The sequence below is a fragment of the Thiohalocapsa sp. genome (assembly GCF_022340605.1).
Taxonomy (GTDB): domain Bacteria; phylum Pseudomonadota; class Gammaproteobacteria; order Chromatiales; family Chromatiaceae; genus Thiohalocapsa.
The window spans coordinates 1-25,352 of the sequence record NZ_JAJDNQ010000059.1; the positions used below are offsets into that span (position 1 = coordinate 1).

20 protein-coding genes are annotated in these 25,352 nt (G+C 68.1%); 2 read left to right on the forward strand and 18 right to left on the reverse strand.

The features are described 5' to 3' along the window. Nucleotides 1–14: 14 nt before the first annotated feature. The 3 genes from LJE69_RS07620 to LJE69_RS07630 form a co-directional block, all read right to left on the reverse strand. On the reverse strand, nt 15–695 hold the full coding sequence (locus tag LJE69_RS07620) for a hypothetical protein (RefSeq protein ID WP_296923515.1): 681 nt from the start codon (nt 693–695) through the stop codon (nt 15–17). Nucleotides 696–1,196: 501 nt separating this feature from the next. Further along, nucleotides 1,197–2,888: a 2,3-bisphosphoglycerate-independent phosphoglycerate mutase gene (gene gpmI / locus LJE69_RS07625; protein ID WP_296923518.1), complete on the reverse strand. Its 1,692-nt coding sequence runs from the start codon at nt 2,886–2,888 to the stop codon at nt 1,197–1,199. 330 nt (nt 2,889–3,218) lie between these two features. Then, complete coding sequence (locus LJE69_RS07630; protein WP_296923521.1) at nt 3,219–3,554, reverse strand: hypothetical protein; 336 nt, start codon at nt 3,552–3,554, stop codon at nt 3,219–3,221. A gap of 427 nt (nt 3,555–3,981) precedes the next feature. Between LJE69_RS07630 and LJE69_RS07635 the strand changes: the two genes are divergently transcribed. Continuing rightward, complete coding sequence (locus tag LJE69_RS07635; protein WP_296923584.1) at nt 3,982–5,286, forward strand: dicarboxylate/amino acid:cation symporter; 1,305 nt, start codon at nt 3,982–3,984, stop codon at nt 5,284–5,286. Between the two features lie 119 nt (nt 5,287–5,405). Here LJE69_RS07635 and LJE69_RS07640 read toward each other — a convergent pair whose 3' ends face one another. The 15 genes from LJE69_RS07640 to leuC all read right to left on the reverse strand — a co-directional run bounded on the left by LJE69_RS07640 (nt 5,406) and on the right by leuC (nt 24,282). Continuing rightward, entirely contained in the window at nt 5,406–6,605 is a 1,200-nt protein-coding gene (locus tag LJE69_RS07640) for an O-succinylhomoserine sulfhydrylase (protein ID WP_296923524.1), read from the reverse strand. 63 nt (nt 6,606–6,668) lie between these two features. After that, nucleotides 6,669–8,180, reverse strand: coding sequence for an amidophosphoribosyltransferase (gene purF / locus LJE69_RS07645; protein WP_296923527.1), 1,512 nt, complete (start codon nt 8,178–8,180; stop codon nt 6,669–6,671). 193 nt (nt 8,181–8,373) lie between these two features. Continuing rightward, nucleotides 8,374–8,865 carry a CvpA family protein gene (locus LJE69_RS07650; protein ID WP_296923530.1) on the reverse strand — a complete coding sequence of 164 codons (492 nt, stop codon included), beginning with the start codon at nt 8,863–8,865 and terminating at the stop codon, nt 8,374–8,376. An 89-nt stretch (nt 8,866–8,954) separates the two neighbouring features. Further along, nucleotides 8,955–9,563, reverse strand: coding sequence for an SPOR domain-containing protein (locus LJE69_RS07655; RefSeq protein WP_296923533.1), 609 nt, complete (start codon nt 9,561–9,563; stop codon nt 8,955–8,957). 93 nt (nt 9,564–9,656) lie between these two features. After that, a complete protein-coding gene (gene folC, locus LJE69_RS07660) occupies nt 9,657–10,946 on the reverse strand; it encodes a bifunctional tetrahydrofolate synthase/dihydrofolate synthase (RefSeq protein WP_296923536.1) in 1,290 nt (429 codons plus the stop codon). Between the two features lie 645 nt (nt 10,947–11,591). After that, a complete protein-coding gene (accD, locus tag LJE69_RS07665; RefSeq protein ID WP_296923539.1) occupies nt 11,592–12,497 on the reverse strand; it encodes an acetyl-CoA carboxylase, carboxyltransferase subunit beta in 906 nt (301 codons plus the stop codon). Beyond that, a complete protein-coding gene (gene trpA, locus LJE69_RS07670; protein WP_296923542.1) occupies nt 12,494–13,309 on the reverse strand; it encodes a tryptophan synthase subunit alpha in 816 nt (271 codons plus the stop codon). Before trpA ends, accD begins: the two co-directional genes overlap by 4 nt. Further along, nucleotides 13,306–14,553: a tryptophan synthase subunit beta gene (trpB, locus tag LJE69_RS07675; RefSeq protein ID WP_296923545.1), complete on the reverse strand. Its 1,248-nt coding sequence runs from the start codon at nt 14,551–14,553 to the stop codon at nt 13,306–13,308. Before trpB ends, trpA begins: the two co-directional genes overlap by 4 nt. Then, nucleotides 14,534–15,163 (reverse strand): phosphoribosylanthranilate isomerase, encoded by a 630-nt coding sequence (locus tag LJE69_RS07680; protein ID WP_296923547.1) that lies wholly within the window; start codon nt 15,161–15,163, stop codon nt 14,534–14,536. The genes trpB and LJE69_RS07680 overlap by 20 nt, the downstream gene beginning before the upstream one ends. A gap of 27 nt (nt 15,164–15,190) precedes the next feature. Next, complete coding sequence (gene truA / locus LJE69_RS07685; protein WP_296923589.1) at nt 15,191–15,964, reverse strand: tRNA pseudouridine(38-40) synthase TruA; 774 nt, start codon at nt 15,962–15,964, stop codon at nt 15,191–15,193. Nucleotides 15,965–16,035: 71 nt separating this feature from the next. After that, nucleotides 16,036–19,125 (reverse strand): FimV/HubP family polar landmark protein, encoded by a 3,090-nt coding sequence (locus LJE69_RS07690; RefSeq protein ID WP_296923550.1) that lies wholly within the window; start codon nt 19,123–19,125, stop codon nt 16,036–16,038. Between the two features lie 162 nt (nt 19,126–19,287). Further along, complete coding sequence (gene asd / locus LJE69_RS07695) at nt 19,288–20,403, reverse strand: aspartate-semialdehyde dehydrogenase (RefSeq protein ID WP_296923592.1); 1,116 nt, start codon at nt 20,401–20,403, stop codon at nt 19,288–19,290. A gap of 230 nt (nt 20,404–20,633) precedes the next feature. Next, nucleotides 20,634–21,713 (reverse strand): 3-isopropylmalate dehydrogenase, encoded by a 1,080-nt coding sequence (gene leuB / locus LJE69_RS07700; RefSeq protein ID WP_296923553.1) that lies wholly within the window; start codon nt 21,711–21,713, stop codon nt 20,634–20,636. Nucleotides 21,714–22,235: 522 nt separating this feature from the next. Then, the gene (gene leuD / locus LJE69_RS07705; RefSeq protein ID WP_296923555.1) at nt 22,236–22,874 is read right to left on the reverse strand and encodes a 3-isopropylmalate dehydratase small subunit; all 639 of its coding nucleotides are present in this window, start codon (nt 22,872–22,874) and stop codon (nt 22,236–22,238) included. Between the two features lies 1 nt (nt 22,875). Then, nucleotides 22,876–24,282 (reverse strand): 3-isopropylmalate dehydratase large subunit, encoded by a 1,407-nt coding sequence (gene leuC, locus LJE69_RS07710; RefSeq protein ID WP_296923558.1) that lies wholly within the window; start codon nt 24,280–24,282, stop codon nt 22,876–22,878. 167 nt (nt 24,283–24,449) lie between these two features. Between leuC and LJE69_RS07715 the strand changes: the two genes are divergently transcribed. Next, entirely contained in the window at nt 24,450–24,791 is a 342-nt protein-coding gene (locus LJE69_RS07715) for a CU044_2847 family protein (RefSeq protein ID WP_296923561.1), read from the forward strand. The last annotated feature ends 561 nt before the right edge of the window (nt 24,792–25,352 follow it).

The window sequence follows — 25,352 nt, forward strand, 5'->3', positions numbered from 1 at the left end:
CCCCCTGTGTCAGGCTAGTTGTCGTCTCCTCTGGCAAATGTCTCGCGTTCGTAGAACCCATTGTCAAAGAAGAATCGATATCGTTCGAAGATCATTTTCTCAAGTTCTGCGTCATAATACTTCGTATAATGATCGTGTTGAGTTGCGTTCAGATGCTCCAGTTCGGGGCACTGAAAACCATACCGCCGGCAAACACTTCGCAAGTCGTCCTCCAGGCGCTCGAAGCGAATTACCTCCAGATTATCCGGAGTTGACCCCGTAATGGAAAAATAATTCTGAGGTGATATCGGTGGCAGAGACCTCCAGTATTCTTTCAGCGATAGTCTGCTCGCCAATTCGAAATTCTTGCGACCTTTGTTATCCTCATAGGTCGCTCTCTGAAAAAAGTACGTGGAGACAGCCAGATCGTAGGGGTTCCTGCTGCATATGAATATCGCCCTTGGCTCGGCCGTTCCGAATTCGGAGGCAGAGAAGGTTTCTAGACTTTCTCGCAAGTCCATGTGTGCATTTCCCAGCTCCAAATCAACATCCACGTCCATTAGATCCGCCACTTCTGTTAACTGCCCTTTTGAAACATAACCTTTGGTGCGCTCGCCTTTCCAGCAACCTAGAAAATACCTGGTTAAGGTCTTGCCTGCGGCCTTAGGGAAGTGAATAAATATGTAGTCTCTTGTGTATAACATTGCTTGCTCCATGCCTCCTGGTTGCAAAGACGACTCGGCCAATCTGCGGCGTCGCTAGGAGATCGTTTGGGCTGGGAAGAAGCGGCGGGAAGAAACGGGGACAGACCAGCATGGCGCTAACGTAAGGGCGGTCTCAGGTAAATCGGCGAGTTAGCATCCTCCGGCGTCACGGCGTCCGAAGACTCCTGGACCCGGCGGGCGCGGAATCAAGCCGGAGCGCCCTTCGCAAGGGCGCTTCGATATCGGGGAAGACGTCGTAAGCCTCTGATCCACAAAGGCAAGTCGTTTAAGTTAGCGCCATTCGGGACGGACCATGTTTTCCGGCGTTCTAGCGCAAACTGGCGTAAAGAGGCTCGGGCCGCCGAAATCGAGCGCATCGTAAGTCGGTTTAGCGATAGCGTAACCCAACACTCCACGGCTCACGGACGCTCATCGTCGGGTTACGCTGCGCTAACCCGACCTACACCGAATACTTGCCTGCAGATTGCAAGCGATCGACTGCTCTTTTCAGGTTTAATTGCCACCAGCCGCGGCGTCGGCCTCCGCCCCCGGCCGGATCAACGACGGCTCATAGCCTTCCGGCGCCGCATAGCCCAGCAAGTTCAGGACGGTGGCGGCGATGTTGCCCAGCCCGGGCCGGGCCAGATCCCGCCGCACCGCGTAGCCCCGCGGGTGCCGCCCGTCGCTGATGACGAAGGGCACCAGGTTCAGGGTGTGGCTGGTCTTGGCGATGAGCCGGCCCTCGGCGTCGCGCTTGAACGCCGAGGTCTTGGAGCTCCATTGCAGCATCTCTTCCGCATTGCCGTGGTCGGCCGTGATTACGAGCACGCCGTCGCAGGCGTCGACAGCCTGGTCGATGCGCGTCACGGCGGCGTCGACGGCCTCGACGGCCTTCACGGCGGCCTCCAGGTTGCCCGTGTGCCCCACCATATCGCCGTTGGCAAAGTTCACGACGATCAACCGGTGGTCGCCGGAGCGGATCGCATCGACAACCGCGTCCGCCACCGCGGCGGCCTGCATCTCAGGGTGCTCGGCGGGATCGAGGCCGCCTGAGCTGACCTCTTTCACCGTCGCATGCGAGAAGGGCTTGGTGCGCATGCCGAATAGATAGTACGTGACGTGCCCGAACTTGGAGCTCTCGGCGACGTGGAAGGTCGGCACGCCGGCGGCGCTCAGCAGCTCGATGACCGTGTTCTCGATGGCTGGCGGCACCAGCAGGCAGTGCTTGGGCAGCTTCATGTCGCCGTCGTACTGGAGCATGCCGACGAAGAGCACGTCCGGCCGGCGACCGCGCTCGAAGAAGTCGAAGTCGTCGTACTCGAACGCCGACGACAGCTCAATGGCGCGGTCACCCCGGAAGTTGAACAGCAAGACGGCATCGCCGTCCTCGATGGTGCCGACGGGCTCGTCGTCGCCATCGACAACGACGAAGGCCGGGATGTCTTGATCCGACGACACCCCATCCGCGTAGGACGCCTCCACCGCCTCGCGCGCGCTGCCGACGTGCCGCGCCTCACCGAGCACGTGCGCCTTCCAGCCGGCCTGCACCACGTCCGGACGCTCCCAGTAGCGGTCCATGGTGGTGCGCATGCGCCCCCCGCCGGAGGCGATGCGGTAGTCCCGGTCGGACTTGGTGGAGATCTCCGCCAGCAGGGTATTCAGCTTGTCCAGGTAGCGCAGCGCCGAGTGCGGCTCCACGTCACGGCCGTCCAACAGCGGGTGGACCCGCACCCGGGCGATGCCGGTGGCGTCCGCCTCGCGCAGCAGCGCGAACAGGTGGTCGATGTGCGAGTGCACATTGCCGTCCGACAGGAGCCCGATCAGGTGCAGCGTGCCGGCATCCGCGCCGGTACAGCGCGCCACCAGCTGTTGCCAGGTCTCGCCCGTGAACAGCGAGCCGTCCGCGATGGCACGCTGCACCAGCGAGGCGCCCTGCGGCAGCACCCGCCCGGCGCCCATGATGGTGTGCCCCACCTCGGAGTTGCCCATGTCCTTGTCGGTGGGCAGACCCACTGCGGTGCCGTGCGCGGCGAGCTGCAGCGACGCGTGCTCACGCCACAGCCGCCGCAGCGTCGGGATGTCCGCGCTGGAGACGGCGTTACCGTCGTTCGGCGGGGCGAGACCGATGCCGTCCATGATGACGAGTACAACAGGGCCGGCGGGCGGGTGGTAACTCTCGTGCCAGGGGCCGAGCTGCATGGTCATCGGGGTGCGTCTCCAGGTTTGTGAAGTGATGCTCGCCGCCATTTTATCGTCGTGGGCCCCGGGGAGCGCCAGCGGATGCGCCGACGGCTCGAGCAACGCCGCGGGCACCGCGAGGGACACCGAGTCGCAGTAGGTTAGGTGAGACCGGGCACGAGCAGATCCCAGGGGGACACGGGACGACACGGGACGACACGGGACGACACAGGACGACACAGGGGCGAAACGGGGCGACCTGGGACGCGGACGACGCCCGACAGGAAACGGCCGGCGGGAAGTGCCCTGCCGGTAAGCGAATGCCGGCAGTGCTCACCCAGTGCTCTTACACAGTACTCACCAGGGCCGGTAGGTGAGGCCCGGGATGCTGTGCTCGTCGAACGTGGCCGGCAGCGAGCGCACCAGAGCTTCCAACTCTGCACGGCTCACGTAGCGGCCGTAGGAGGCCTTGGCAGCGTCGATGGGGACCTCGACGTAATAGCGGTTGTGCTGGGGTTCCGGCAGCACTTGAAGCGTCGTGTCCTCTGCATCGAGGATGCCGAGATAATCGTCCTCTGATTGCAGGCGGTCGAGCATCTGCTCGCAAATGGCCTTTGCGCTCATGGCAACGGCGCTGGTGGACGACACGCATTCGCCGGAGCGATTGATCAGGTAGAAGACGCGAAATTGCATGGCAATGACTCGACGCCGATGACTGCCTACCGCAACGCGCAACCGGAGACGACGCCGGGGCAGCCACCGAGGATGTCGATGTCCGACGATAAGCTCGGAAGCTTAGCATCATTTGACTTTCCGGGGAAAGCGTGGCGCTGACCGCCGCGGCGAGGCAGAGAGGCCCTGGAAGCGCCGACGAATGAGCCGTTCCCATCCGCGGCGCGATGCCCCACCATACTCTGCGGCCTAAGGGACTGAAAACACAGGTGCTCGGAAGCCTGACGCTCGACCGGCACGCCGATCCTGACCGGCGCGAGCAAATCATCCGCGCCGTTCCAAGGTCGCGGCGCCATTCCGCCGCCCGGGCCCTTCGGGTAACCTGCCCCGCTCGTACCAGATCCAAAATGCATCGCGCGCAATGCGCGCCAAAGACCGGGAGCTCTCCATGCGCCTGCTGAACCTGAAGCTGCACTGGCAGATCCTGATTGCCCTCGCGCTGGCCGTCGTCGTCGGCCTCATCGTGGGTGCCGACGGCAGCGTGCTGGGGCTGAACATCGACGCCGCGCTCGGCTTCATCGGCCAGCTCTTCCTGAATGCCCTGAAGATGCTGATCGTCCCGCTGATCGTGTCATCCATCATCGTTGGCGTGGCCGGCGTCGGTGAGTCCGACAATCTGGGCCGCCTCGGCGCCAAGACCATCGGCTACTACGCCCTGACCAGCACGCTCGCGATTCTCGTCGGGCTGCTGGTGGTCAACGTGATCCAGCCGGGGGTGGTGAACGGCTCACCGGAGGAGGTCTTCGGGCTGCACCGCAATGCGGCGAGCTTCGAGCAGGACATCGCCGGCAAAGGTGCCGGCGACATCGTGGCCATCTTTCTGCGCATGATCCCCACCAACGTCGTGGCCGCTGCCAGCTCGGGACAGATGCTGGGTCTCATCTTCTTCAGCCTGCTCTATGGCTTCTTCCTGACCCGTATCCCCAATCAATACGCCGAGGCCCAGTACAACTTCTGGAACGGCATGCTCGAGATCATGATGCGCATTACCGACCTCGTCATGCGCTTCGCGCCCATCGGCGTCTTCGCACTGGTGGCCAAGACCGTCTCCGAGACCGGGCTCGCGGCCTTTGCGCCGCTGGCGGCCTTCTTCTTCACCGTGGTAGCGGCACTGGCGATCCACTTCTTCATCACCCTGCCGCTGTTGTTGAAGTTTCTGGCCCGGGTGAAGCCCATCCGCCATTACCGCGCCGTGAGCCCTGCGCTGCTGACGGCGTTCTCCACCGCCTCGTCGTCCGCCACGCTGCCGGTGACCATGGACTGCGTCGAGAAAAACGCCGGCGTCTCCAACAAGATCACCAGTTTCGTGCTGCCCCTGGGCGCCACCGTGAACATGGACGGCACGGCCTTGTACGAGTGCGTGGCCGTCATGTTCATCGCCCAGGCCTACGGCATCGAGATGTCGCTCACCACCCAGTTCACCGTGGTGCTGCTGGCGTTGCTGACATCCATTGGCGTCGCCGGTATCCCGGCGGCGAGCCTCGTGGCCATCTCCATCATCCTGACAGCGGTGGGACTGCCGCTGGAAGGCATCGGGCTGATCCTGGCCGTAGACCGGCTGCTGGACATGATGCGCACGGCCGTCAACGTCACCAGCGATTCCTGCGGTGCCGTGATTATTGCCAGGTCGGAAGGCGAGGAAGGCGTGCTCGCAGACGGGCTGCCAGAGCCGGAGTGGGCGCGGGCAGACTGAGCGCAGGCAAGAGCGCCCGTGGGAGCAGCGTCTTCGCCGCGACGGCATGTCCACAGTCGCGCCGGAGACGGCGCTCCCACGGGCGGCGCGCCTACGGCGGCACCGTAAGCACGGCGCCGCTAACGCGCCAGCCCCCGCGCCAGGTCCGTCTGGATGTCCTCGACACACTCCAGGCCGACCGCGACGCGGATCAGGCCGTCGCCGATACCGGCGGCCGCCCGCGCGTCGGGACTGAGCCGCCCGTGAGTGGTGCTGGCGGGATGGGTGATGGTGGTCTTGGTGTCGCCGAGATTCGCGGTGATGGAGCACAGCCGGGTCGCATCGATGACCCGCCAGGCGGCTTCCTGCCCGCCGGCGACGGCGAAGGCCACTATACCGCCACCGGCGCGCTGCTGGGCGCCCTCGCCCACCAGGTGATGCTGCGGGTGCGCGGCCAGCCCGGGATAGTGCACGCGCTCCACCGCCGGATGGGCTTCCAGCCAGCGGGCCAGCGCCAGCGCTGCCCGCGAGTGGGCGAGCATGCGCAGCTCCAGCGTCTCCAGCCCCTTCAGGAACACCCAGGCGTTGAACGGGCTCATGGACGGACCCGCGGTGCGCACGACGCCAAAGACATCCTCGCCCACCCGCTTGGCATCGCCCACCACGGCGCCACCGACACAGCGTCCCTGCCCGTCCAGGTACTTGGTTGCGGAATGGATCACCAGGTCCGCGCCGAGGTCCAGCGGGCGCTGCAGCACCGGCGTGCAGAAGCAGTTGTCCACCGCCAGCAGACAGCCGCGGGCATGGGCCAGGTCGGCGAGCGGCGCGATGGCGGCCATCTCGGTCAGCGGGTTCGAGGGTGTCTCCAGGAACAGGAGCCGCGTCTGGGGTCGAATGGCCGCGGCCCAGGCGTCGAGGTCCGTGAGGTCCACGTAGCTGGTCTCGACGCCGAACCGCGCCAGATACTTGTCGAACAGCATGGTGGTGCTGCCGAACAGGCTCCGCGACGAAACGATGTGATCGCCGGCCCGGAGCAACCCCATGCAGGTGGCCAGGATCGCCGCCATGCCCGACGCCGTCGCAACACAGGCGGCACCGCCCTCCAGCGCCGCCAGGCGCTCCTCGAAGGCGCGCACCGTGGGGTTGGTGAAGCGCGAGTAGATGTTGCCGGGCGCCTCGCCCGCGAAGCGCGCGGCGGCCTCGGCGGCACTCGCGAATACGAAACTGGAGGTGGTGAAGATGGGCTCGCAGTGCTCACCCTCGGCGGTACGCCGGTGACCCGTGCGCAGCGCGCGGGTCGCCAGGCCCCACCCGAGTTCGGGCGCGTCGTCGTCTTGCACGGTGTTCGCTATGGCTCCGGTTCCGTGCCGATGCCCGGCCATGGACGGCCGGTGACCGGCGTACTAGGCCGAATTGTGCAGATCCAGCACGGTCTCGTCCCGGCGCGACTGCTGCTTGGCACCATCGTTGCGCATACGCTCCAGGGTGGCGAGATAGTCCCCGGTCACATCGTTGGTGACATAGACGCCGTCGAACACCGAGGTGTCGAAGCGGTCCACATGGCTCTTGCCCTTCTTCTGCACCGCCTCGATCAACTCCGCGAGGTCCTGGAAGACGAGGCGGTCGCAGCCGAGCTCCGCCTCGATCTGCGCCTCGGTGCGGTCGTGCGCGATGAGCTCGCTCGCCACCGGCATGTCGATGCCATAGACGTTCGGATAGCGCACCGGCGGCGCCGCGGAGGCGAAGTACACCCGCCTCGCGCCGGCATCCCGGGCCATCTGGATGATCTGCTGCGACGTGGTGCCGCGCACGATGCTGTCATCGACCAGCAGCACGTTCTTCTTGCGGAACTCGAGGTCGATGGCGTTCAGCTTCTGGCGTACCGACTTCTTGCGCACTTGTTGCCCGGGCATGATGAAGGTGCGGCCGATGTAGCGGTTCTTGATGAAGCCCTCGGCGTAGGGGATACCGAGCTGATTGGCTAGTTGCAGCGCCGCGGTACGGCTGGTGTCCGGCACCGGGATGACCACGTCGATGTCGTGGTCCGGCCAGACGCGCTTGATCTTGGCGGCGAGCTTCTTGCCCATACGCGAGCGCGCCTTGTGCACCGAGATGTTGTCGATGATCGAATCCGGCCGCGCGAAATAGACGAACTCGAAAATACACGGCGACAGCACCGGCTGCTGCGCGCACTGGCGCCGGTACAGGTTGCCGTGCACGTCGATGAGCACGCATTCCCCGGGGGCGATGTCCGAGATCAGATCGAAGCCGTTGGTGTCCAGCGCGACGCTCTCGGAGGCGATCATGTACTCGGTGCCGCGGTCCGTCTCGCGCTTGCCGTAGACCACCGGCCGGATGCCATAGGGGTCACGGAAGCCGAACAGGCCGAAGCCCGGGATCATCGCCACCGCCGCATAGCCGCCGCTGCAGCGCCGGTGCACGCCCTCGACGGCGCGGAAGATATCCTCCTCGTCGATGCGCAGCCGGTCCTGGGCCTGCAGCTCGTGGGCGAAGACGTTGAGCAGAATCTCCGAGTCGGACTCGGTGTTGATGTGCCGGAGGTCCTGCACGAAGACCTCCTGCTTCAGCTCGTCGGCGTTGGTGAGGTTACCGTTGTGCGCCAGAACGATGCCGTAAGGAGAGTTGACGTAGAACGGCTGCGCCTCGGCGGAGCTGGACACGCCCGCGGTGGGATAACGCACGTGTCCAACGCCCATGGTGCCGTGCAACTGCAGCATGTGGCGGGTGCTGAAGACATCGCGGGTCAGGCCCGCGTCCTTGCGCATGTGCAGCTTGTCGCCGTCGCTGGTGACGATGCCAGCGGCGTCCTGCCCGCGGTGCTGAAGCACCAGCAGGGCGTCATACAGGAGCTGGTTGACCGGCTGCTTGGCGACGATGCCGACGATGCCGCACATGATTCACCTCAGATACGCCCCTGGCCCGCTGCCCGTGCGGGCGCCGTCGGGGCAGGACCGGACGCACGGCCGAAGGGCGGCGCGGCGCGGTGTAAAACGCATAGCCTAGCCCAAAAGCGCCCGGACCGGGCCAACGGCGCCGGCGACGCGCCGGCGGCTGGAGCAGCGGGGACGCCGATCAGCCGGCGCGGCCCTAAATCGACTTGATCTTCTGCGTAACCTCAGGGGGGATCAGGTCGAGCATCGCGTCCGCAAGCAGCTGAAACTTCGGCAGCAGCGTCGACTCCGACCACCACGCATCCTGCACCACCGGGGTCAGGGACGCCAGGAACACCAGCAGCGCCACCACCACCGCGCCGCGGCCGGCACCAAAGACCATGCCGAGCAGGCGGTCCGTGCCGGTGAGGCCGGTCTTGTCCACGAGCACCGACAGCACCCAACCGATGATGGCGCCGACGATCAAGACCCCCACCACTATCATTACCACCGCGGCGCCCATGCGCAGCGATGGCGTGGAAAGCCAGGGCGTGAGTTGATCGGCCAGCGGCCGATAGAAGAACCAGGCGGCAAGCAATGCCGCGATCCACACACCGAGTGCCAGCACCTCGCGGACCAGACCGCGCGCGAGACCGATAATGGCCGACAACACGATAATGCCGATGATGATGAAGTCGACCCAGATCATGATCTTGCGAAATGCCTCAGCTCAGTTCACGGCCACGCCCATGGGCGCCGGGATGCCCGCCCCCCAGGCGGCGCGGCGATGTTGGGCGATCACGGATACCGCTGCACCAGCGGCTTGTTGCTTACCTCGCTCTGCAACCGAGCGGCGAGGCTGTCGGCGCGCGCCCGCTCAACCTCCGGCCCCACGCGCACCCGGTAGTATTGCTTGCCATTGACCACGGCCTGCTCCACGAAGGCGGTGTAGCCCTTGGTACGCAGCCTGTTTTGCAGCTTCCTGGCCGCATCGGGCGAGCCCAGGCTCGCCACCTGCACCACCCAGGACATGGTGCCGGCGGGCACCGGCTTCGGTCCTGCCGGCACGAGGTCCGGTTGCGATCCGGACGCGGTCGGTGCCGCAGATTGGGTCTGAGCGCGGGCGGATGGCGATGCCGGTGCCGCCGTCCGCGGCGGCTCGACCACCGCACCGGGGGGCGGCTCTGGGGTCGGCAGGGGCGGGATCAGGTCCCCGGCGGTAAGGCCCTTCTCGGAGTCTCCCGCGGCGCCCGGCGCCGCGGACTCCGCTGCCGGCTCGTCTGGGATTACGATGGGCTCGCCGGGTCTCTCACGATCCGACTTGTCAAACATCATGGGCACGAAGATGACGATCAGCGCCACAATGACCGCGGCACCCACCAAGCGTCTTTTCGCACCTTCGTCCATTCAGCTTGCCCCAGTTTCTGCAAAAGTTTCTGCGGAGATTTGCCGGAGAGATGTCGCCCGCACGCGGGCGCTCGCCCGGATGAAGGCCGGTGATTATACAGGAGCGATGGCGGGGTTGCGCAGGGCCGCCTCCACCGTGGTGAAGGAGCCGAACACCAGCACGCAGGCGTCCGTGCCGGCGCTCGCGAGCAGCGTGTCGACAGCCGCGTCCAGCCCGTCGTATTGCCGAACAGGCGCACCCGGGGCACTCTCGGCGATCGCCGCCACCAGAGCGCCGGCAGCCATGCCGCGCGGACCGGGGGCCGGCACGGCATGCCAGGTGTCCACCCAGCCGGAGAGCTCGGCGACGACTGCCGCGGCGTCCTTATCGGCGGAAACACCGACAATCGCATGATGCACGCCGCGGCAGCCGAGCGCCGCCAGATTCTGCGCCAGCACCCGGGCGGCTTCCGGGTTGTGCGCCACGTCCAACACCCAGGTGGCCCCACCAGGCAAGACCCGGGGCAGCACCGAAAACCGGCCCGGCAACCATACCCGGTGCAGGCCGAGGCGCAGGGCGGCCGTCTCCACCGGCAAGCGCGCGCGCAGGCACTCCAGGGTGCAGATGGCCGCTGCTGCATTGTCGTACTGGAAGCGCCCACGCAGCGCGGGCGGCGGCAGCGCGTTGCGGCGCTGGCCATCATCCCCTTGCCAATGCCATTGGCCGACATCGCCGCGCCAGCGGAACTCCCGGCCCAGTTGCAGCGGCGTCGCGCCGATCTCCAGTGCGCGCTCGCGCAGCCGCGGCGGCGCATCCGCCTGGCCGATCACCGCCGGCCTGCCGGGGCGGAAGATGCCGGCCTTCTCGAACGCGATCTGCGCCGGCGTGTCGCCGAGCCAGGCGACGTGGTCCCTGCCGATGCTGGTGACCACCGCGACATCGGCGTCGATGATGTTCACCGCGTCCAGCCGCCCGCCGAGACCGACCTCCAGCAGCACCACGTCCGGTGCCGCGTCCGCGAACAGCGCCAGCGCGGCGAGCGTGCCGAACTCGAAATAGGTCAGCATCGCGTCACCGCGGGCGGCATCGATGCGCGCGAAGGCGTCGCAGAGGGCGGCGTCATCCGCCTCGGTACCGTCAATGCGGATACGCTCGTTGTAGCGCAGCAGGTGCGGCGAGGTGTAGGCGCCGGCGCGATAGCCGGCCGCCCGATACATCGCCTCCAGGTACGCCACCACCGAGCCCTTGCCGTTGGTGCCGCCCACCGTGATCACCGGACAGCCGAGCGGCCCGAGCCCGAGGGCGTCCCAGACCCCGCCGACGCGCTCCAGGCGCAGGTCGATGCGGCTGGGGTGCAGAGTCTCCTGCCAGGCGAGCCAGTCGGTTAGGTTGTCGAAGCGCATGGGGTTCGAAGAAGTGCGGAGTGCGAAGTGCGAAGTGCGAAGTGCGGGGCGACGCTTGTGGGGCGGATGAGCGTAGAGACTGTGAAAGTATTGCTCGCAACTCCGAAAACGAGCAGATCGTACGTCGGGTTAGCGATAGCGTAACCCGACAATCACGCGAAGAACGGATGGACCGTGTCGCCCTGGAGGGCGACACTCCGGCCCAGCACCTCCGCCGCGCGCGAACGAGAGCAGCGTCAGGGTCGGCGGCAGCAGCTCGCCGATAGCCGCAGCTGCGAGGCGCTCGGGAAGGGGTCGGGGGCGGTTCGGTCGTCGCGGCAGAGCGCGGTCCGTGGCCCGGGTGCGCAAGGTAGCGCCGGTGGCGGCGGGTGCCAATCCAGGCTTGCGGCCGCCGTGCCGGGGGTTGGCCGCCCTGCCCCGGCCGCTGCCGCCGTACGCGGCGCAGGAGCGCCGCGACCATCAGTCGGGAAGACCCTGGTAGCCCGTTTCAAGCAATTTTGCAGTGCGCCAACCCAGGTGAGGCCGGAGCCGAGAAACCAGGTCGAAATCCCCGCTCGTGGTCGTGGTCGTGGTCGAGTATCCGATCACGACCGCGACAACGACAACGACAACGACAACGACAGCAAAGTTAGGTGAAATGCCGCCCTAGGCCCTAGGCCCTAGGCCCTCATTTTTCGGGCGTCGCGTCAGCATTGACACCAGCTCCGAGATGCGATCGCGCAGGTCGCGCCGGTCGCAGATCTGGTCCAGGGCGCCGTGCTCCAGCAGGAACTCGCTGCGCTGGAAGCCGTCCGGCAGGGTCTCGCGGACAGTCTGCTCGATGACGCGGGGGCCGGCGAAGCCGATGAGCGCGCCGGGCTCGGCGATGTTGACGTCGCCCAACATCGCCAGGCTCGCGGAGACGCCGCCCATGGTGGGGTCGGTCATGACGGAGATGAACGGCAGGCCCTTCTCCCGCAGCAAACCGAGCGCGGCGCTGGTCTTGGCCATCTGCAAGAGCGAGAACAAAGACTCCTGCATGCGCGCACCACCGCTCGCCGAGAAGCAGACCAGCGGCAGGTTGTCCCGCAGCGCCACCTCGACGCCGCGCACGAAGCGCTCGCCGACGACGGAGCCCATGGAGCCGCCCATGAACGTGAACTCGAAGGCGCCGGCGACGACGCCCATGCCCTTGAGCTGGCCGCGCTGCACCACGAGCGCCTCGCGCTCGTTGGTCTGCTTCTGCGCCTGAGCCAGGCGCTCGCGATACTTCTTGAGGTCCTTGAACTTGAGCGGGTCGTCGGACTCCAGCTCCGCCCCGATCTCTTCCACCTGGTCGTCGTCCAGGAACAGCTTGAGCCGCCGGCGGGCGCCGATGCGGTTATGGTGGTTGCACTTGGGGCAGACGTCCAGGTTGCGCTCCAGCTCCGCGCGGTAGAGCACGGCGTTGCAGCCCGGACACTTGTCCCAGAGCCCCTCCGGCACGGCCCGCTTGTTGTTGGCCTCGGTGCGGATGCGGCTCGGAATCAGCTTTTCGAACCAGCTCACGGCATTGCCCCCCGGCGAGCTCATGACTTGTCCGCCGCGTCGATGGCTTGACGCAGCTCGGCGAGGAAGCCGCCGATGGCATCCGGGATCAGCGCCGGCGTCTCGGCCAGGTGCTCGATGCGCCCGACGATGGCGCTGCCGACGATAACGGCATCCGCCACCGCCGCCACGCGCGCCGCACTGGGGCCGTCCTTGATGCCGAAGCCGACGCCCACCGGCAGCGTGATCTGCCGGCGGATCTCGGTGAGCTTGGCGGCGACGGCGTCGATGTCCAGGTTGCCGGCGCCGGTGACGCCCTTGACCGCGACGTAGTAGACGAAGCCGGAGGCGACGGCACCGATGCGGCCGATGCGCTCGTCGTCCGACGTGGGTGCGAGCAGGTAGACCAGGTCGAGCCCCTGCGGGCGCAGCGCGCCGGCCAGGGCGTCGGCCTCCTCCGGCGGCACGTCCACCACCAGGGCGCCGTCCACGCCCGCGGCGGCGGCCTCGACAGCGAAGGTCTCGGCGCCCATGACCTCGACGGGGTTGAGATAGCCCATCAGCACCACGGGCGTCTCGGCGTCCTCGGCGCGGAAGGCGCGCACCATGGCGAGCACGTCGCGCAGGCTGACGCCGGCCGCCAGGGCGCGCTCGGTGGCGCGCTGGATCACCGGGCCGTCGGCCATGGGGTCCGAGAACGGGACGCCCAGCTCGATGAGGTCGGCGCCGGCGGCCACCATCCGGTGCATCAGCGGCACGGTCACGTCCGGACTCGGGTCGCCGGCGGTGACGAAGGGAATGAGCGCGGTGCGGCCCTCGGCGCGCAGCCGCTCGAAGCGTGTCGTAATGCGGCTCACAGCTTGATCCCATCCAGTCGAGCGACGGTATCCATGTCCTTGTCGCCGCGCCCCGAGAGGTTCACGACGAGGGTCTGGTCACGGCGCATGGTCGGCGCGAGCTTGGCGGCGTAGGCCAGCGCGTGGCTGGTCTCCAGCGCCGGGATGATGCCCTCGATGCGGGTCAGGGCATGGAAGGCGGCGAGCGCCTCGTCGTCGGTGACGGAGACGTACTCGGCGCGGCCCGAGTCCTTGAGCCAGGCGTGCTCGGGGCCGACGCCGGGATAGTCGAGACCGGCCGAGATGGAATGGGTGTCCTGGATCTGGCCGTTGTCATCTTCCATGAGATAGGTCCGGTTGCCGTGCAGCACACCGGGCTTGCCAGCGCACAGCGGTGCGGCGTGGCGGCCCGTGGCAAGCCCGTCGCCGCCGGCCTCGACGCCGATCATGCGCACGTCGGCGTCGTCGATGAAAGGGTAGAACAGGCCCATGGCGTTGGAGCCGCCGCCGACACAGGCCATCACCACGTCCGGCAGCCGGCCGCTGCGCTCGAGCATCTGGGCGCGGGTCTCGCGACCGATGACCGCCTGGAAGTCGCGCACCATGGCCGGGTACGGGTGCGGCCCGGCGACGGTGCCGATGATATAGAAGGTGTTGTCGACGTTCGTGACCCAGTCGCGCATGGCCTCGTTCAGCGCGTCCTTCAGGGTGCGCGATCCGGACGTCACCGATACCACCGTGGCGCCCAGCAGGCGCATGCGGTAGACGTTGGCCTGCTGGCGGGCGACGTCCACCTCGCCCATGTACACCACGCATTCGAGCCCCATGCGCGCGGCGACCGTGGCGGAGGCCACGCCATGCTGGCCCGCGCCGGTCTCGGCGATGATGCGGGTCTTGCCCATGCGCTTGGCGAGCAGCGCCTGCCCCACGGTGTTGTTCACCTTGTGGGCGCCGGTGTGGTTCAGGTCTTCGCGCTTCAGGAAGATCTGCGCACCGCCCAGCTCGCGGCTCCAGCGCTCGGCGTGATACAGCGGCGACGGGCGCCCGACGTAGTCGCGCAGGTCGTTGTCCAGCTCGGCGACGAAGGCCGGGTCCTTGAGGTAGCGCTCGTAGGCGGCGGTGAGCTCCGCGAGCGGATGCATCAGCGTCTCGGGCACGAAGCGCCCGCCATAGCGGCCGAAGTGCCCGGCGGCGTCCGGATAGGCGTAGCCGGGCTGCGGCGGGGCCGCGGAGCTTTGCTGGATGTCATCGGCGATGGTCGCCATCGCGTACCCCCTGCATGAAGTCGTTGATCTTGCGGTGATCCTTAAGGCCCTTGGCGGACTCGACACCGCCGCTCACGTCCACCGCGTACGGTCTGACCCGAACGATGGCGTCGGCCACGTTCTCGGCACTCAGGCCGCCCGCCAGGATGATGCGCGGGGCCAGCGCCGCGGGCACCTGCTCCCAATCGAAGCGCCGCCCCGTGCCGCCGGCGAGCGCCGGGTCGTAAGTGTCCAGCAGCAGCGCCGCGGCGCCATGATAACCCCCGGCCACGGCCTGCACGTCGATGCCGTCGCGCATGGCGATGGCCTTGATCCAGGGCCGGCCGAATCCCGTGCAGTCTTCGGGCTGCTCGTGGCCGTGGAATTGCAGGAGTCCGAGCGGCACGCGGCGGATGGCCTCGCCGATGAAGTCCGGGTCGGCGTCCACGAACAACCCGACGACGGTGACGAAGGCCGGCACCCGCGCCGCGAGCGCGGCGGCGGTCTCGATGCTTACCGCGCGCGGGCTCGACGGGTGGAACACGAAGCCCATGGCGTCGGCACCCGCGGCGACGGCGGCGGCAACATCCTGCTCGCGGGTCAGGCCACAGATCTTGACGCGTGTTCGCATGGCGTGGGCTGCTACCGAAACCGGCAATTACAGCACAGGCGGCGGCCCGCCGTCGCCCGGGTTTGGCAAGCCGAACGGCTCGGGATAGTCCACCGCCGTGAGATAGAGGCCGTGCGGCGGCGCCGTGACGCCGCCGAGGGCGCGATCGCGCAGGGCCAGCAGCTCGGCGGTCCAGGCGACATCGGCCTCGCCGCTGCCGATGGCCATCAGCACGCCCGCGATGTTGCGCACCATGTGATGCAGGAAGCCGTCGGCGCCCAGGTGCAGGCTCAGCAGCTCGCCGCGGCGGCCGATGCGCAGGTAGCGCAGCGTACGCACCGGGCTCTTGGCCTGGCAGGCGAGCGCGCGGAAGCTCGTGAAGTCGTGCCGCCCCACCAGCAGCGCGCCTGCCGCGCGCATGCGCGCCAGGTCAAGGTGCTTGTGCGTCCACACGGCGCGCCCGCGCCAGAGCGCCGAGCGCGTCGGCCGGCACAGGATCAGGTAGCGGTAGTGACGCCCGGTGGCGTTGAAGCGCGCGTGGAAATCCGCCGCCACCGGCCGCGCCCAGCGCACGGCGACGTCGTCCGGCAGGTTGCTATTGGTGCCGAGGACCCAGCCGCGCGGGCTGCGCTCGGCGCGGGTATCGAAGTGGATCACCTGCCCTTCGGCGTGCACGCCGGCATCGGTGCGCCCGGCACAGTGCACGCGCACCGGCTCGGCCGCGACCCGGGCGATGGCCGCCTCCAGGCGCGCCTGCACGGTGTCCGCGTGATGCTGGAGCTGCCAGCCACTGTAGGCACTACCGTCGTATTCCACCCCCATGGCGATGCGGGTCGCGCCGTGCTCCGGCAGCACGGCAGCGGCAGCGGCAGCGGAAGGGGCGTCAGGGTCGGTCAACCGATCTTCGCCAGCAGGGCCGACGCATCCTCGCGCTGTTCCTCGCTGCCCTCCTGCACGACCTCCTCGAGGATGGCGCGGGCGGCGTCGGCGTCTTCCATTTCGATGTAGGCACGGGCCAGGTCCAGTTTGGTTCCCGCCTCGTCCCAGAGGCCCGAATCCATGCGCCACTGCGATGAGAGCACATCGCTGGAGATGCTGTCCCCCGCCGGGCCGCCGTCAACCGTTTCTTGGTAAAGCTCCGTCGGCGATCCCTGCGAGACGGCCGTGGAGAGCGGATCGGGCAGCGGGGAGCGGGAATCCTCCAACTCGTCGTCGTCGCCCGCGCCGGGGACCGCACTGAGGTCGGGCAGCGCGTCCGGCACCGGCAGCGTCAGGTCGTCCGGCGCCGAGTCCGCCGGCGTCGCGGTGAGCCGCTCCAGCTCATCGAGATCCAGATCCAGCCCCTCGCCCCCGGGCTGCTCCGCCGCTGGCGACGGAGCGGCCGGCACCGGTGCGGCGGGGAACGCCGGTCCCTCGGTCGGCTCGTAGCCAGAGAGATCCTCGGTGTAAACGGGTGGCGCTGGTGCATCGCCAGCGGACTGGGTGGACTCCAGATTGGTACCGAAGTCGTCCATCTCCTGCAAGTCGAGCTCCAGGTCGGCCATCTGCTCGCGGAGCCGCTCGGCACTGGACGGGTTCACCTCGCGCACCGAGAAGCCAAGTCCGGTGTCATCGCTGTCACCGAGCATGTCGCTGCTCTGCACCATTTCGCCGCTCAAGGCCTCGCCAGAGCCCATCGGGATCGGTGCGGCGGCCAGCGGCTTGATGCGCGGCGCCGCCGCCGCGGGCGCACCTTCCTCGCCCGGACCGAGCCCCGCAAGACCGGCCTCGAGGCTGGTCCACTTGGCCGGCTCCCGTTTGTCATCACCGGCCCCCCGCATCGACTCCAGCAGCTCGGCCAGCGCCGCCCTGTTGCCGCTGCCCAGCAGCGCCTCGCCGAGCTTGTACTTGAGGTCAGGCCGCTCGGGCGCGTGCTCCAACTCCTCGCGCAGCAGCGCCTCGGCCTCCCGATAGCGCCCGTAGAGGATGTAAATGTCGGCCTCGGCGATGACGTCGGCCTCCTGGGTCTCCTGCTGGCTCGGCGGGATATTGGAGACAACGCTGATGGGCAGACCGGTTTGGACATCGATGGCCGGGCCGGCGTCGGCGGAGGTGGTCGATCCGTGCAGGGGCGCGTCGGAGTCGAGATCCGGCAGGGTATCGAGGTCGATCTCTCCCGTGGTAGATGCCACCTCGAAGCCGTACTCGGGCCCCGCATCCGGCAGCGGCTCCGACCGCGCGGCGACCAGGTCGGCCGCCGTCTCGGCTTCCGCTTCCTCCGCGATCAGTTGGCGGCGGCGCCGATATGCCAAGAGCCCCAGGGCGCCAAGCAGCACCGCGGCGAGCGCGGCGACGAGCGCCCAAGGCGGCACGGCGCGGGCAACGCCGCCGGCGGTACTCAGGATGCCCGCCCAGAAGGGCTGTTTCCCGACCTTCGTGGCGTCGCTTTCACCTGTGGCCGGCACGGATGCGGTCGCGGTGCCTGTTGCCGTGCCTGTTGCCATGTCGAGGGCCGTCGGCGCCGGAGTGGTCGTCGCGGCGCTGGCGGCGGACGGCGCCGGCGATGGCGCCTCGGCGGCGCCGGCCGCGGCGACCGCGCCAGGCTCCCCGTCACGCGCCACCGGCGAGCGATCACCCGCTCTCGGCAGTAGCTCCACACCCGCCATGGCCGTGACCGCCGGCGGCACCGGTTGCTGCACCGCCGCGGCCTGATCCGCCGCACTCCGGTCCGGCGCACCGGCGTCGGACGCCGGCAGGTATGGTGCGGCCGGCACGGGCAGTGGCTGAATCCCGGGCTCGGCGCGCGCCGCACGTTCGGCCAGCCGCAGCTGGTCCAACTGCTCGTTGCGCAACTGCAGCAGGCGCTGGATATCGGCGAGTTGCTGCTCCAGCTCGCCGATGCGATTGCGCAGCTCCGTGGTCTCCTGACGATTGCTCTCGGTAGTCTCCTGCACCATGAGCAGATCGTTGCGCAGCGCCGGGTCCAAGCTCGCGGGCGCGGCGCCTGGCGGACTCGTGGCCAGGCTCGGAAACGGGCCCGCCGTCGGCGCGGCATCGCCGGCCGGCGCCTGGCCACCGCCCGCGATGCGCAGCCGCACATCGCTGGGTACGTCCGTAATCGGGCTGGTGTTGACGCTGCGACCGGCGAGAGCGTCCTGAAACTGCCGCTGCGCTGCGGCCGGGTCCAAGGCGAACAGTTCCTCGGCCGTCGGCACCACCAGATTGGCACCCACCTGCAAGAGGTTGATGTTGCCGCGCAGGAAGGCGTCCTGGTTGTTGCGGAACAGCGCCATCGCGGTCTGCTCGACGGTCGCGCCCGGCGGCGTCAGCTCGCGGGCGATCCCGGTCAGCGTGGCGCCGCGCCGGACCGGTCCGTAATAGAGCGGGAAGCGCGTGGAGCGTGCCTGCGGCGGCACCGGGGCGGGCGCCGGGCGCGGCATTGAGGCGGCCCGTGCTTGCGCCCGGGCCTGCTGCTGGGCCTGCTGCTGGGTGGGCGCCGGCGCGCTGTGGCGCAGCGGCGGTGCCGGCTCAGGTTCCGGTGGGGCGCGCCGGCGCGCCAGGGAGGTGCGCGGCGCGACCACCCGCGGCGGTGCCGCGCGACCGCGCGCGGGCGGGTCCAGGAGCACCGTGTACTCCTTCACCAAGCGCCCCTGGGGCCAGAGGACCTCCACCAGGAAATCGATGTAGGGCTCGCGAATGGGCTCGCGGCTGGAGACCTGGATGTAAGGCCGACCGTCGGTGCCGATGGCGGGGGTGAACTGGAGCCGGGTCAGGAAATGCGGCCGCTCGGCGCCGGCCTTGGCGAATTCTTCCCGACTCGCGAGCCGCGCCTTGACGGCGTCGATCTCGTCCGTGCGGACGCCCGTCAGCTCGATCTCGGCGTAGAAGGGCTGATTGAGCGCAGACTGGGTCCGCATCCCGCCGAGCCCGAGCGCCGCCGCGACCTCGGAAATGAGCGCGAGCAGCAGCGCCACGGCGATGAGCAGGGGCGGTTTTGGCAACATCCTCCGTCCTCTAGGGAACGACGACCGGGCCGGGCGTGGGGACCCCCGGCCGCACCGTCCGCGGCAGCGCCGGTGCGGCGCCCGGACGGCGCGGGGCGAATGCGAAACTCGCCTGGACTATAACGGAAAGGAAGGGAAACGACCAAGAACCAGTCGGGGTTTTCACCGCGCCAACAGCAGGCGCAGCATGCGCCGCAACGGCTCCGCGGCGCCCCACAGGAGCTGGTCGCCCACCGTGAACGCGGACAGGTACCCCGGACCGAGGCTCATCTTGCGCAAACGCCCCACCGGTACGTCCAGCCTGCCGGTGACCGCGGTCGGTGACAGCTCGGCGATGGTGCGCTCGCGCTCGTTGGGCACCACGCGCACCCAGTCGTTGGCGCCGGCGAGCATGTCGGTGATCTCGTCGAGGGGGAGATCCTGCTTGAGCTTGATGGTGAGCCCCTGGCTGTGGCAGCGCATGGCGCCGACACGCACGCAGGTGCCGTCGATGGGGATGGGGTTCGCCGTCCGGCCGAGGATCTTGTTGCTCTCGACGCCGCCCTTCCATTCCTCGCGGCTCTGACCGTTGTCGAGCTGCTTGTCGATCCAGGGGATCAGGCTGCCGGCCAGCGGCACGGAGAACAGCTCAGCGGGAAAGGCGTCGGCACGCATGGTGGCGATGACCTTGCGGTCGATGTCGAGGATGGCGCTGTGCGGGTCCGCCAGCGCGTCGGCGACGGCGTCCCGCAGTGCGCCCATCTGCAGCAACAGCTCGCGCATGTTGCGGGCACCGGCGCCCGAGGCGGCCTGGTAAGTCATCGCGCTGACCCAGTCCACCAAGTCCCGGCGCAGCAGCTCGCCCACGGCCATCAGCATCAGGCTCACGGTGCAGTTGCCGCCGATGAAGTCGCGCTTGCCAGCCACCAGGGCCTGCTCGATGACATCCAGGTTCACCGGGTCCAGCACGATGGTACTGTCCGGCTGCATGCGCAACGTAGAAGCGGCATCGATCCAGTAGCCGCGCCAGCCGCGGGCGCGCAGTGGCGGGAAGACCGCGGACGTGTAATCGCCGCCCTGGCAGGTGACGATGGCATCCATGGCCGCCAACGCGTCGAGGTCCATGGCATCGCGCAACGGCTGCGCGCCCTGGCCCACGTCCGGCCCCGGCTCGCCCTGCTGCGAGGTGCTGAAGAACACGGGCTCGGCGATTTGCGCGAAGTCGCTCTCTTCGCGCATGCGCTCCATGAGCACGGAGCCGACCATGCCCCGCCAACCGACGAAACCGATTCGATTCATCATTCCAGTCATAAAGGCAGGCTTAAGCCCAATTCAAATCACACAGCTTATCGAAATGCTGCGGCAACGGGATGAGCGAGCGCAAGTTTCAGGGCCGCGGACCGAGCATCCCATAGGGTGCCTGGCCCGTGGCGCCGGGTGCCTGGCCCGCCACGCTGAGTGCCTGCCCAGCCGCGCTGGGCACCTGGCCCTCGGCACTTTGGCCCTCGGCGCTTGGTGCTTGGCCCTTCCTAGTCGCGCATTGCCGCGACGACAGCATCCCCCATCCGCGTTGTACCGATGGTTTCCGTCCCCTCTGATGCGATGTCCGCCGTGCGCAAGCCCTGATCGAGCACACTCGACACGGCCCGCTCGATGCGCTCGGCATGCGCCGGTGCATTCAGCGAGTAGCGCAGCATCATGGCCACCGAAAGGATGGTGGCGAGCGGGTTCGCGACGCCTTTGCCCGCGATGTCCGGCGCCGAGCCATGGATGGGCTCGTACATGCCCTTGCCGTCCGCATCGAGCGACGCCGACGGCAGCATGCCAATGGAGCCCGTCAGCATGGCCGCGCAGTCCGACAGAACATCACCAAACATGTTGGTGGTGACCATGACGTCGAACTGCTTCGGCGCGCGCACCAGTTGCATGGCGGCATTGTCCACGTACATGTGGGACAGCTCCACCTCGGGGTAATCCGCGCCGACGCGGATGGCGACCTCACGCCACAGCTCGGTGCATTCCAGTACGTTGGCCTTGTCCACGGAGCACACGCGCTTGCCGCGCTTCATGGCCAGGTCGAACGCAACCCGGCAGATGCGCTCGATCTCGGACTCGGTGTAGACCAGGGTATTGATGCCGCGGCGCTCGCCGGACGCCAGCGTCTCGACCCCGCGCGGACGGCCGAAATAGATGCCGCCGGTGAGCTCGCGGACGATCAGGATGTCCAGACCCGAGACCACCTCCGGCTTCAGCGTCGAGGCATCGGCGAGCTGCGGATAGAGAATGGCCGGGCGCAGGTTGGCGAATAGCCCCAGTTCCGAGCGCAGCCCCAGCAGGCCCTTTTCCGGGCGCACCGAGATGTCCAGCGGCTCCCACTTGGGGCCGCCGACGGCGCCGAGCAGGACCGCGTCGCAGTCGTGCGCCAATCGCAGCGTCTCCTCGGGCAACGGGTGACCGTGCTCGTCGTAGGCCGAGCCGCCCACCAGGGCCTCGTTCATGTCGACGTCGAGGCCGAACTCGTCCCTTAGACAGGTCAGTACCTTGACCGCCTCGGCGACGATCTCGGGGCCGATGCCGTCACCGGGCAAAATCAAAATCTTCTTGCTCAAACCGATCCCCTCGGTTGGTTCGTTTCAGTTGTCTGGCTCACACGAGGCCAATTCGCCACGGGGCTCGGAAGATCTCGCGCCAAGCCCGGGAAAGATGGCACGCGAAGCCGTGAGAAAGCCCACCCGAAGCTCGAAGAAGAGGTCACGCGAAGCTCGAAGAAGAGATCACGCGAAGCCGCGAAGACGCGAAGGTTGCAACGCCGCTACAAGTGCTCTTGCATGCGATACGCCCGCCCCATCTTCCCCGGCTTCGCGCCCCCAGCAACGCGGCCGTACCTAGCCCGGCGTCGCCGACACGTAGGTCGGGCCGACGCCAGGAGGCCCGACGCGGTCGTCGCCCGTCGGGCTTCGCTAGCGCTCAGCCCGACCTACGTCGTTCACGCGCATCCGCTCGACACAGCTCGCCACGGCTAAGATCTCGCGGCTTTCCTTCGCGTCTTCGCGGCTTCGCGTGCCCCGTCTTCCGCGGCTTCGCGTGCCCCATCTTCCCCGGCCTCGCGTGCCCCCTTCAGCCGCCACACGTCAACCGAACAGCCAGGGCGCCTCGGCGGCGCGGCGCTGCTCGTAGGCAGCGATGTCGTCGGCGTGGGTCAACGTGAGCCCGATGTCGTCGAGGCCATGAATCAGGCAGTGGTGGTGGAACGGGTCGATGTCGATCTCGATGGTGCCACGGCCTTCCGCGTCCAGCTTCAGGTTGTGCAGGTCCACGTCGATGGTGAGCGGCTCGTCGCCCGTGGCCAGCTCGAACAGCTCGTCGACGATCTCCTCGTCCAGCACGATGGGCAGGAGCCCGTTCTTGATGGCATTCTGGTGAAAGATGTCGGCGAAGCTCGGCGCAATGAGCACGCGGAAGCCGTGGTCCGCCAGCGCCCAGGGGGCGTGCTCGCGGGACGAGCCGCAGCCGAAATTGCGCCGCGTCAGCAGGATGTTCGCACCGGCGTACTTCGGGTCGTTCAGCACGAAGTCCGGGTTCAGCGGCCGGCCGGAGCAGTCCTGCCCGGGCTCGCCTTGGTCCAGGTAGCGCCACTCGTCGAACAAGTTCGGGCCGAAGCCGGTGCGCGCGATGGACTTCAGGAACTGCTTCGGGATGATCGCGTCCGTGTCCACGTTGGCGCGGTCGAGCGGCAGCACGATGCCGCGGAAGTTCTCGAAGGGCTTCATGTCAGACCTCCCGCACGTCGACGAAGCGGCCATGGATGGCGGCGGCCGCGGCCATGGCCGGGCTCACCAGATGGGTGCGGCCGCCCTGCCCCTGGCGGCCCTCGAAGTTGCGGTTGCTGGTGGACGCGCAGCGCTCGCCGGGCTCTAGGCGGTCCGCGTTCATGGCCAGACACATGGAGCAGCCGGGCTCGCGCCACTCGAAGCCGGCTTCGAGAAAGACCTTGTCCAAGCCTTCTGCCTCCGCCTGCTCCTTCACCAGCCCGGAGCCGGGCACCACCATCGCGAGCTTGATGGAGCTCGCCACCTTGCGGCCGCGGGCCACCTCGGCAGCGGCACGCAGGTCCTCGATGCGGCCGTTGGTGCAGGAGCCGATGAAGACCTTATCCAGCGCGATCTGCGCCAGCGGCGTGCCAGGCTCCAGGCCCATGTACGCCAGCGCGTGGCGGTAACTGCCGGCCTTGACCGGGTCGGCAATCTCCGCCGGGTCCGGCACCGCGCCGTCCACCGGTAGCACCATCTCCGGCGAGGTGCCCCAGGTGACCTGCGGGCGGATGCTCGCGGCGTCGATGTGCACGACGCGGTCGTACTCGGCACCGGGGTCGGAGTTGAGGCCGAGCCAGTACTCAGCCGCCTGCTCGAACAGTTCCCCCTGCGGCGCCATGGGCCGGCCGCGGACGTACTCGACGGTCTTCTCGTCGATGCCGATGATGCCGGCGCGGGCGCCGGCCTCGATGGACATGTTGCAGACCGTCATGCGGCCTTCCATGCTGAGCGCGCGGATGGCGTCGCCCGCGTACTCGATCACGTGCCCGGTGCCGCCGGCGGTGCCGATCTCGCCGATGATGGCGAGCACGATGTCCTTGGCCGTCACGCCGCGGCCCAGCTCGCCATCCACGCTCACCAGCATGGACTTGGACTTTTTCTGCAACAGGCACTGGGTCGCCAGCACGTGCTCCACCTCGGACGTGCCGACGCCGAAGGCGAGCGCGCCGAAGGCGCCGTGCGTGGACGTATGGCTGTCGCCGCAGACGATGGTCATGCCCGGCTGCGTGAAGCCTTCCTCCGGCCCCACCACGTGCACGATGCCCTGGCGCTTGTCGCCCATGTCGAAGAGCTGGATGCCGAACTCGCGGCAGTTGGCCTCAAGCGTCTCCACCTGCAGCCGCGAGATCGGGTCCGCAATTCCGAGGTGGCGATCCGTGGTGGGCACGTTGTGATCCGGCACGGCAAGGTTCGCCTCCGGCCACCGCGGCTCACGCCCGGCCAGCCTGAGCCCCTCGAATGCCTGCGGCGAGGTCACCTCGTGAACCAATTGCCGGTCGATGTACATCAGCGACGTGCCATGCTCGTCGGTGCGGACGACATGCGCGTCCCAGATTTTGTCGTAGAGAGTGCGGGGCGTGGCCATGGAAAACAGTCTCAGGGGCGAGCGCGAAGCCCGCTAGCGTAACCCGGCGGCGGGGGCAAAGAAAGTGCGCGGTGCGAAGTGCGCCCGCACTCCGCACTACGCACCACGCACGCCTTGGACTATGCTCCGCCCCGATTCACCGCACACCGAACGAACGGAGCCCGCCCATGATCCGCATCAAACCCCTCACCCTCGACGACGGCAGCCAGATTCTCGTCGAAGTCGAGCAGGCCGACGTCTCCCTTGCCGGTCCCGCGGACAACCTGCCCACCGGCGCCGAGCCCACCGGCCTCGGCGGCAAGCTCGACGACGCCATGGCCATGATGCGCAACAGCATTGGCGCCATGGCCCGCAACGTCCACGCAAGCCTCTCCGACCAATCACCCGACGAATGGGCCATGGAAGTCAGCATCGGCTTCAAGGGCGAGACCCAGCCCATCCCCGTCATCGTCACCGGCTCCGCCACGGGCTCCGTGAAGGTCACCGCCAAGTGGAAGCGCGCCGACTGACGCCGGCGCGCCGACCACCGACAGCACCGGCGTCCCAACGACCACCGGGAGCCCCGGCGTCTCGCCGCCCAACCGGGAGCGCCGGCCAACTGGGAGCGCCGGCGTCGCGCCGGCCAACGTGACCGAGCGCGGGACGCCCCGGCAGTGACCACATAGCACCGCGGTACCCGTCCACGAACCGATCCGCACACCTCAAGCGGTAGGCCGGGTTAGCGATAGCGTAACCCGAGCTACGCCGAGCACTTTCGGGATCTCTCTATGCCCCGCGCCCCGCGGCAGAGCGCACGCACCCGCCGACCATCGAGCCGCCGGGCGGCCTCACGTCTGCCCGACGCCGCAGGCGCAGAGCGCCAGAAGACGGGTGACATCGCAGGAGCGGTGTCACCAACGGCCGGGCGCTGGTCTCGCGGACTCATTGGATTGGCGAAATGTCTGGATCCGGCGCACCGTCTGACTGCGGCGGGCCGGCAAGATGCCGGCGCTCCCAGTGGCGGCTTCGCCGCTTCGCGCGCGAAACCTCGCCCGGTCTCTCCAGCAGTGCCGCCAGCCCCCAACCGACGG

Excerpts from the sequence above, each read along its gene's own strand:
- leuC (WP_296923558.1), bottom strand. The coding sequence starts at position 24,282 with ATGGCCACGCCCCGCACTCTCTACGACAAAATCTGGGACGCGCATGTC.
- asd (WP_296923592.1), bottom strand. The coding sequence starts at position 20,403 with ATGAATCGAATCGGTTTCGTCGGTTGGCGGGGCATGGTCGGCTCCGTG.
- LJE69_RS07635 (WP_296923584.1), top strand. The coding sequence starts at position 3,982 with ATGCGCCTGCTGAACCTGAAGCTGCACTGGCAGATCCTGATTGCCCTC.
- LJE69_RS07715 (WP_296923561.1), top strand. The coding sequence starts at position 24,450 with ATGATCCGCATCAAACCCCTCACCCTCGACGACGGCAGCCAGATTCTC.
- folC (WP_296923536.1), bottom strand. The coding sequence starts at position 10,946 with ATGCGCTTCGACAACCTAACCGACTGGCTCGCCTGGCAGGAGACTCTG.
- trpB (WP_296923545.1), bottom strand. The coding sequence starts at position 14,553 with ATGGCGACCATCGCCGATGACATCCAGCAAAGCTCCGCGGCCCCGCCG.
- LJE69_RS07680 (WP_296923547.1), bottom strand. The coding sequence starts at position 15,163 with ATGCGAACACGCGTCAAGATCTGTGGCCTGACCCGCGAGCAGGATGTT.
- purF (WP_296923527.1), bottom strand. The coding sequence starts at position 8,180 with ATGTGCGGCATCGTCGGCATCGTCGCCAAGCAGCCGGTCAACCAGCTC.
- accD (WP_296923539.1), bottom strand. The coding sequence starts at position 12,497 with ATGAGCTCGCCGGGGGGCAATGCCGTGAGCTGGTTCGAAAAGCTGATT.
- LJE69_RS07620 (WP_296923515.1), bottom strand. The coding sequence starts at position 695 with ATGGAGCAAGCAATGTTATACACAAGAGACTACATATTTATTCACTTC.
- LJE69_RS07690 (WP_296923550.1), bottom strand. The coding sequence starts at position 19,125 with ATGTTGCCAAAACCGCCCCTGCTCATCGCCGTGGCGCTGCTGCTCGCG.
- LJE69_RS07655 (WP_296923533.1), bottom strand. The coding sequence starts at position 9,563 with ATGGACGAAGGTGCGAAAAGACGCTTGGTGGGTGCCGCGGTCATTGTG.
- gpmI (WP_296923518.1), bottom strand. The coding sequence starts at position 2,888 with ATGACCATGCAGCTCGGCCCCTGGCACGAGAGTTACCACCCGCCCGCC.
- truA (WP_296923589.1), bottom strand. The coding sequence starts at position 15,964 with ATGGGGGTGGAATACGACGGTAGTGCCTACAGTGGCTGGCAGCTCCAG.
- LJE69_RS07650 (WP_296923530.1), bottom strand. The coding sequence starts at position 8,865 with ATGATCTGGGTCGACTTCATCATCATCGGCATTATCGTGTTGTCGGCC.
- LJE69_RS07630 (WP_296923521.1), bottom strand. The coding sequence starts at position 3,554 with ATGCAATTTCGCGTCTTCTACCTGATCAATCGCTCCGGCGAATGCGTG.
- leuD (WP_296923555.1), bottom strand. The coding sequence starts at position 22,874 with ATGAAGCCCTTCGAGAACTTCCGCGGCATCGTGCTGCCGCTCGACCGC.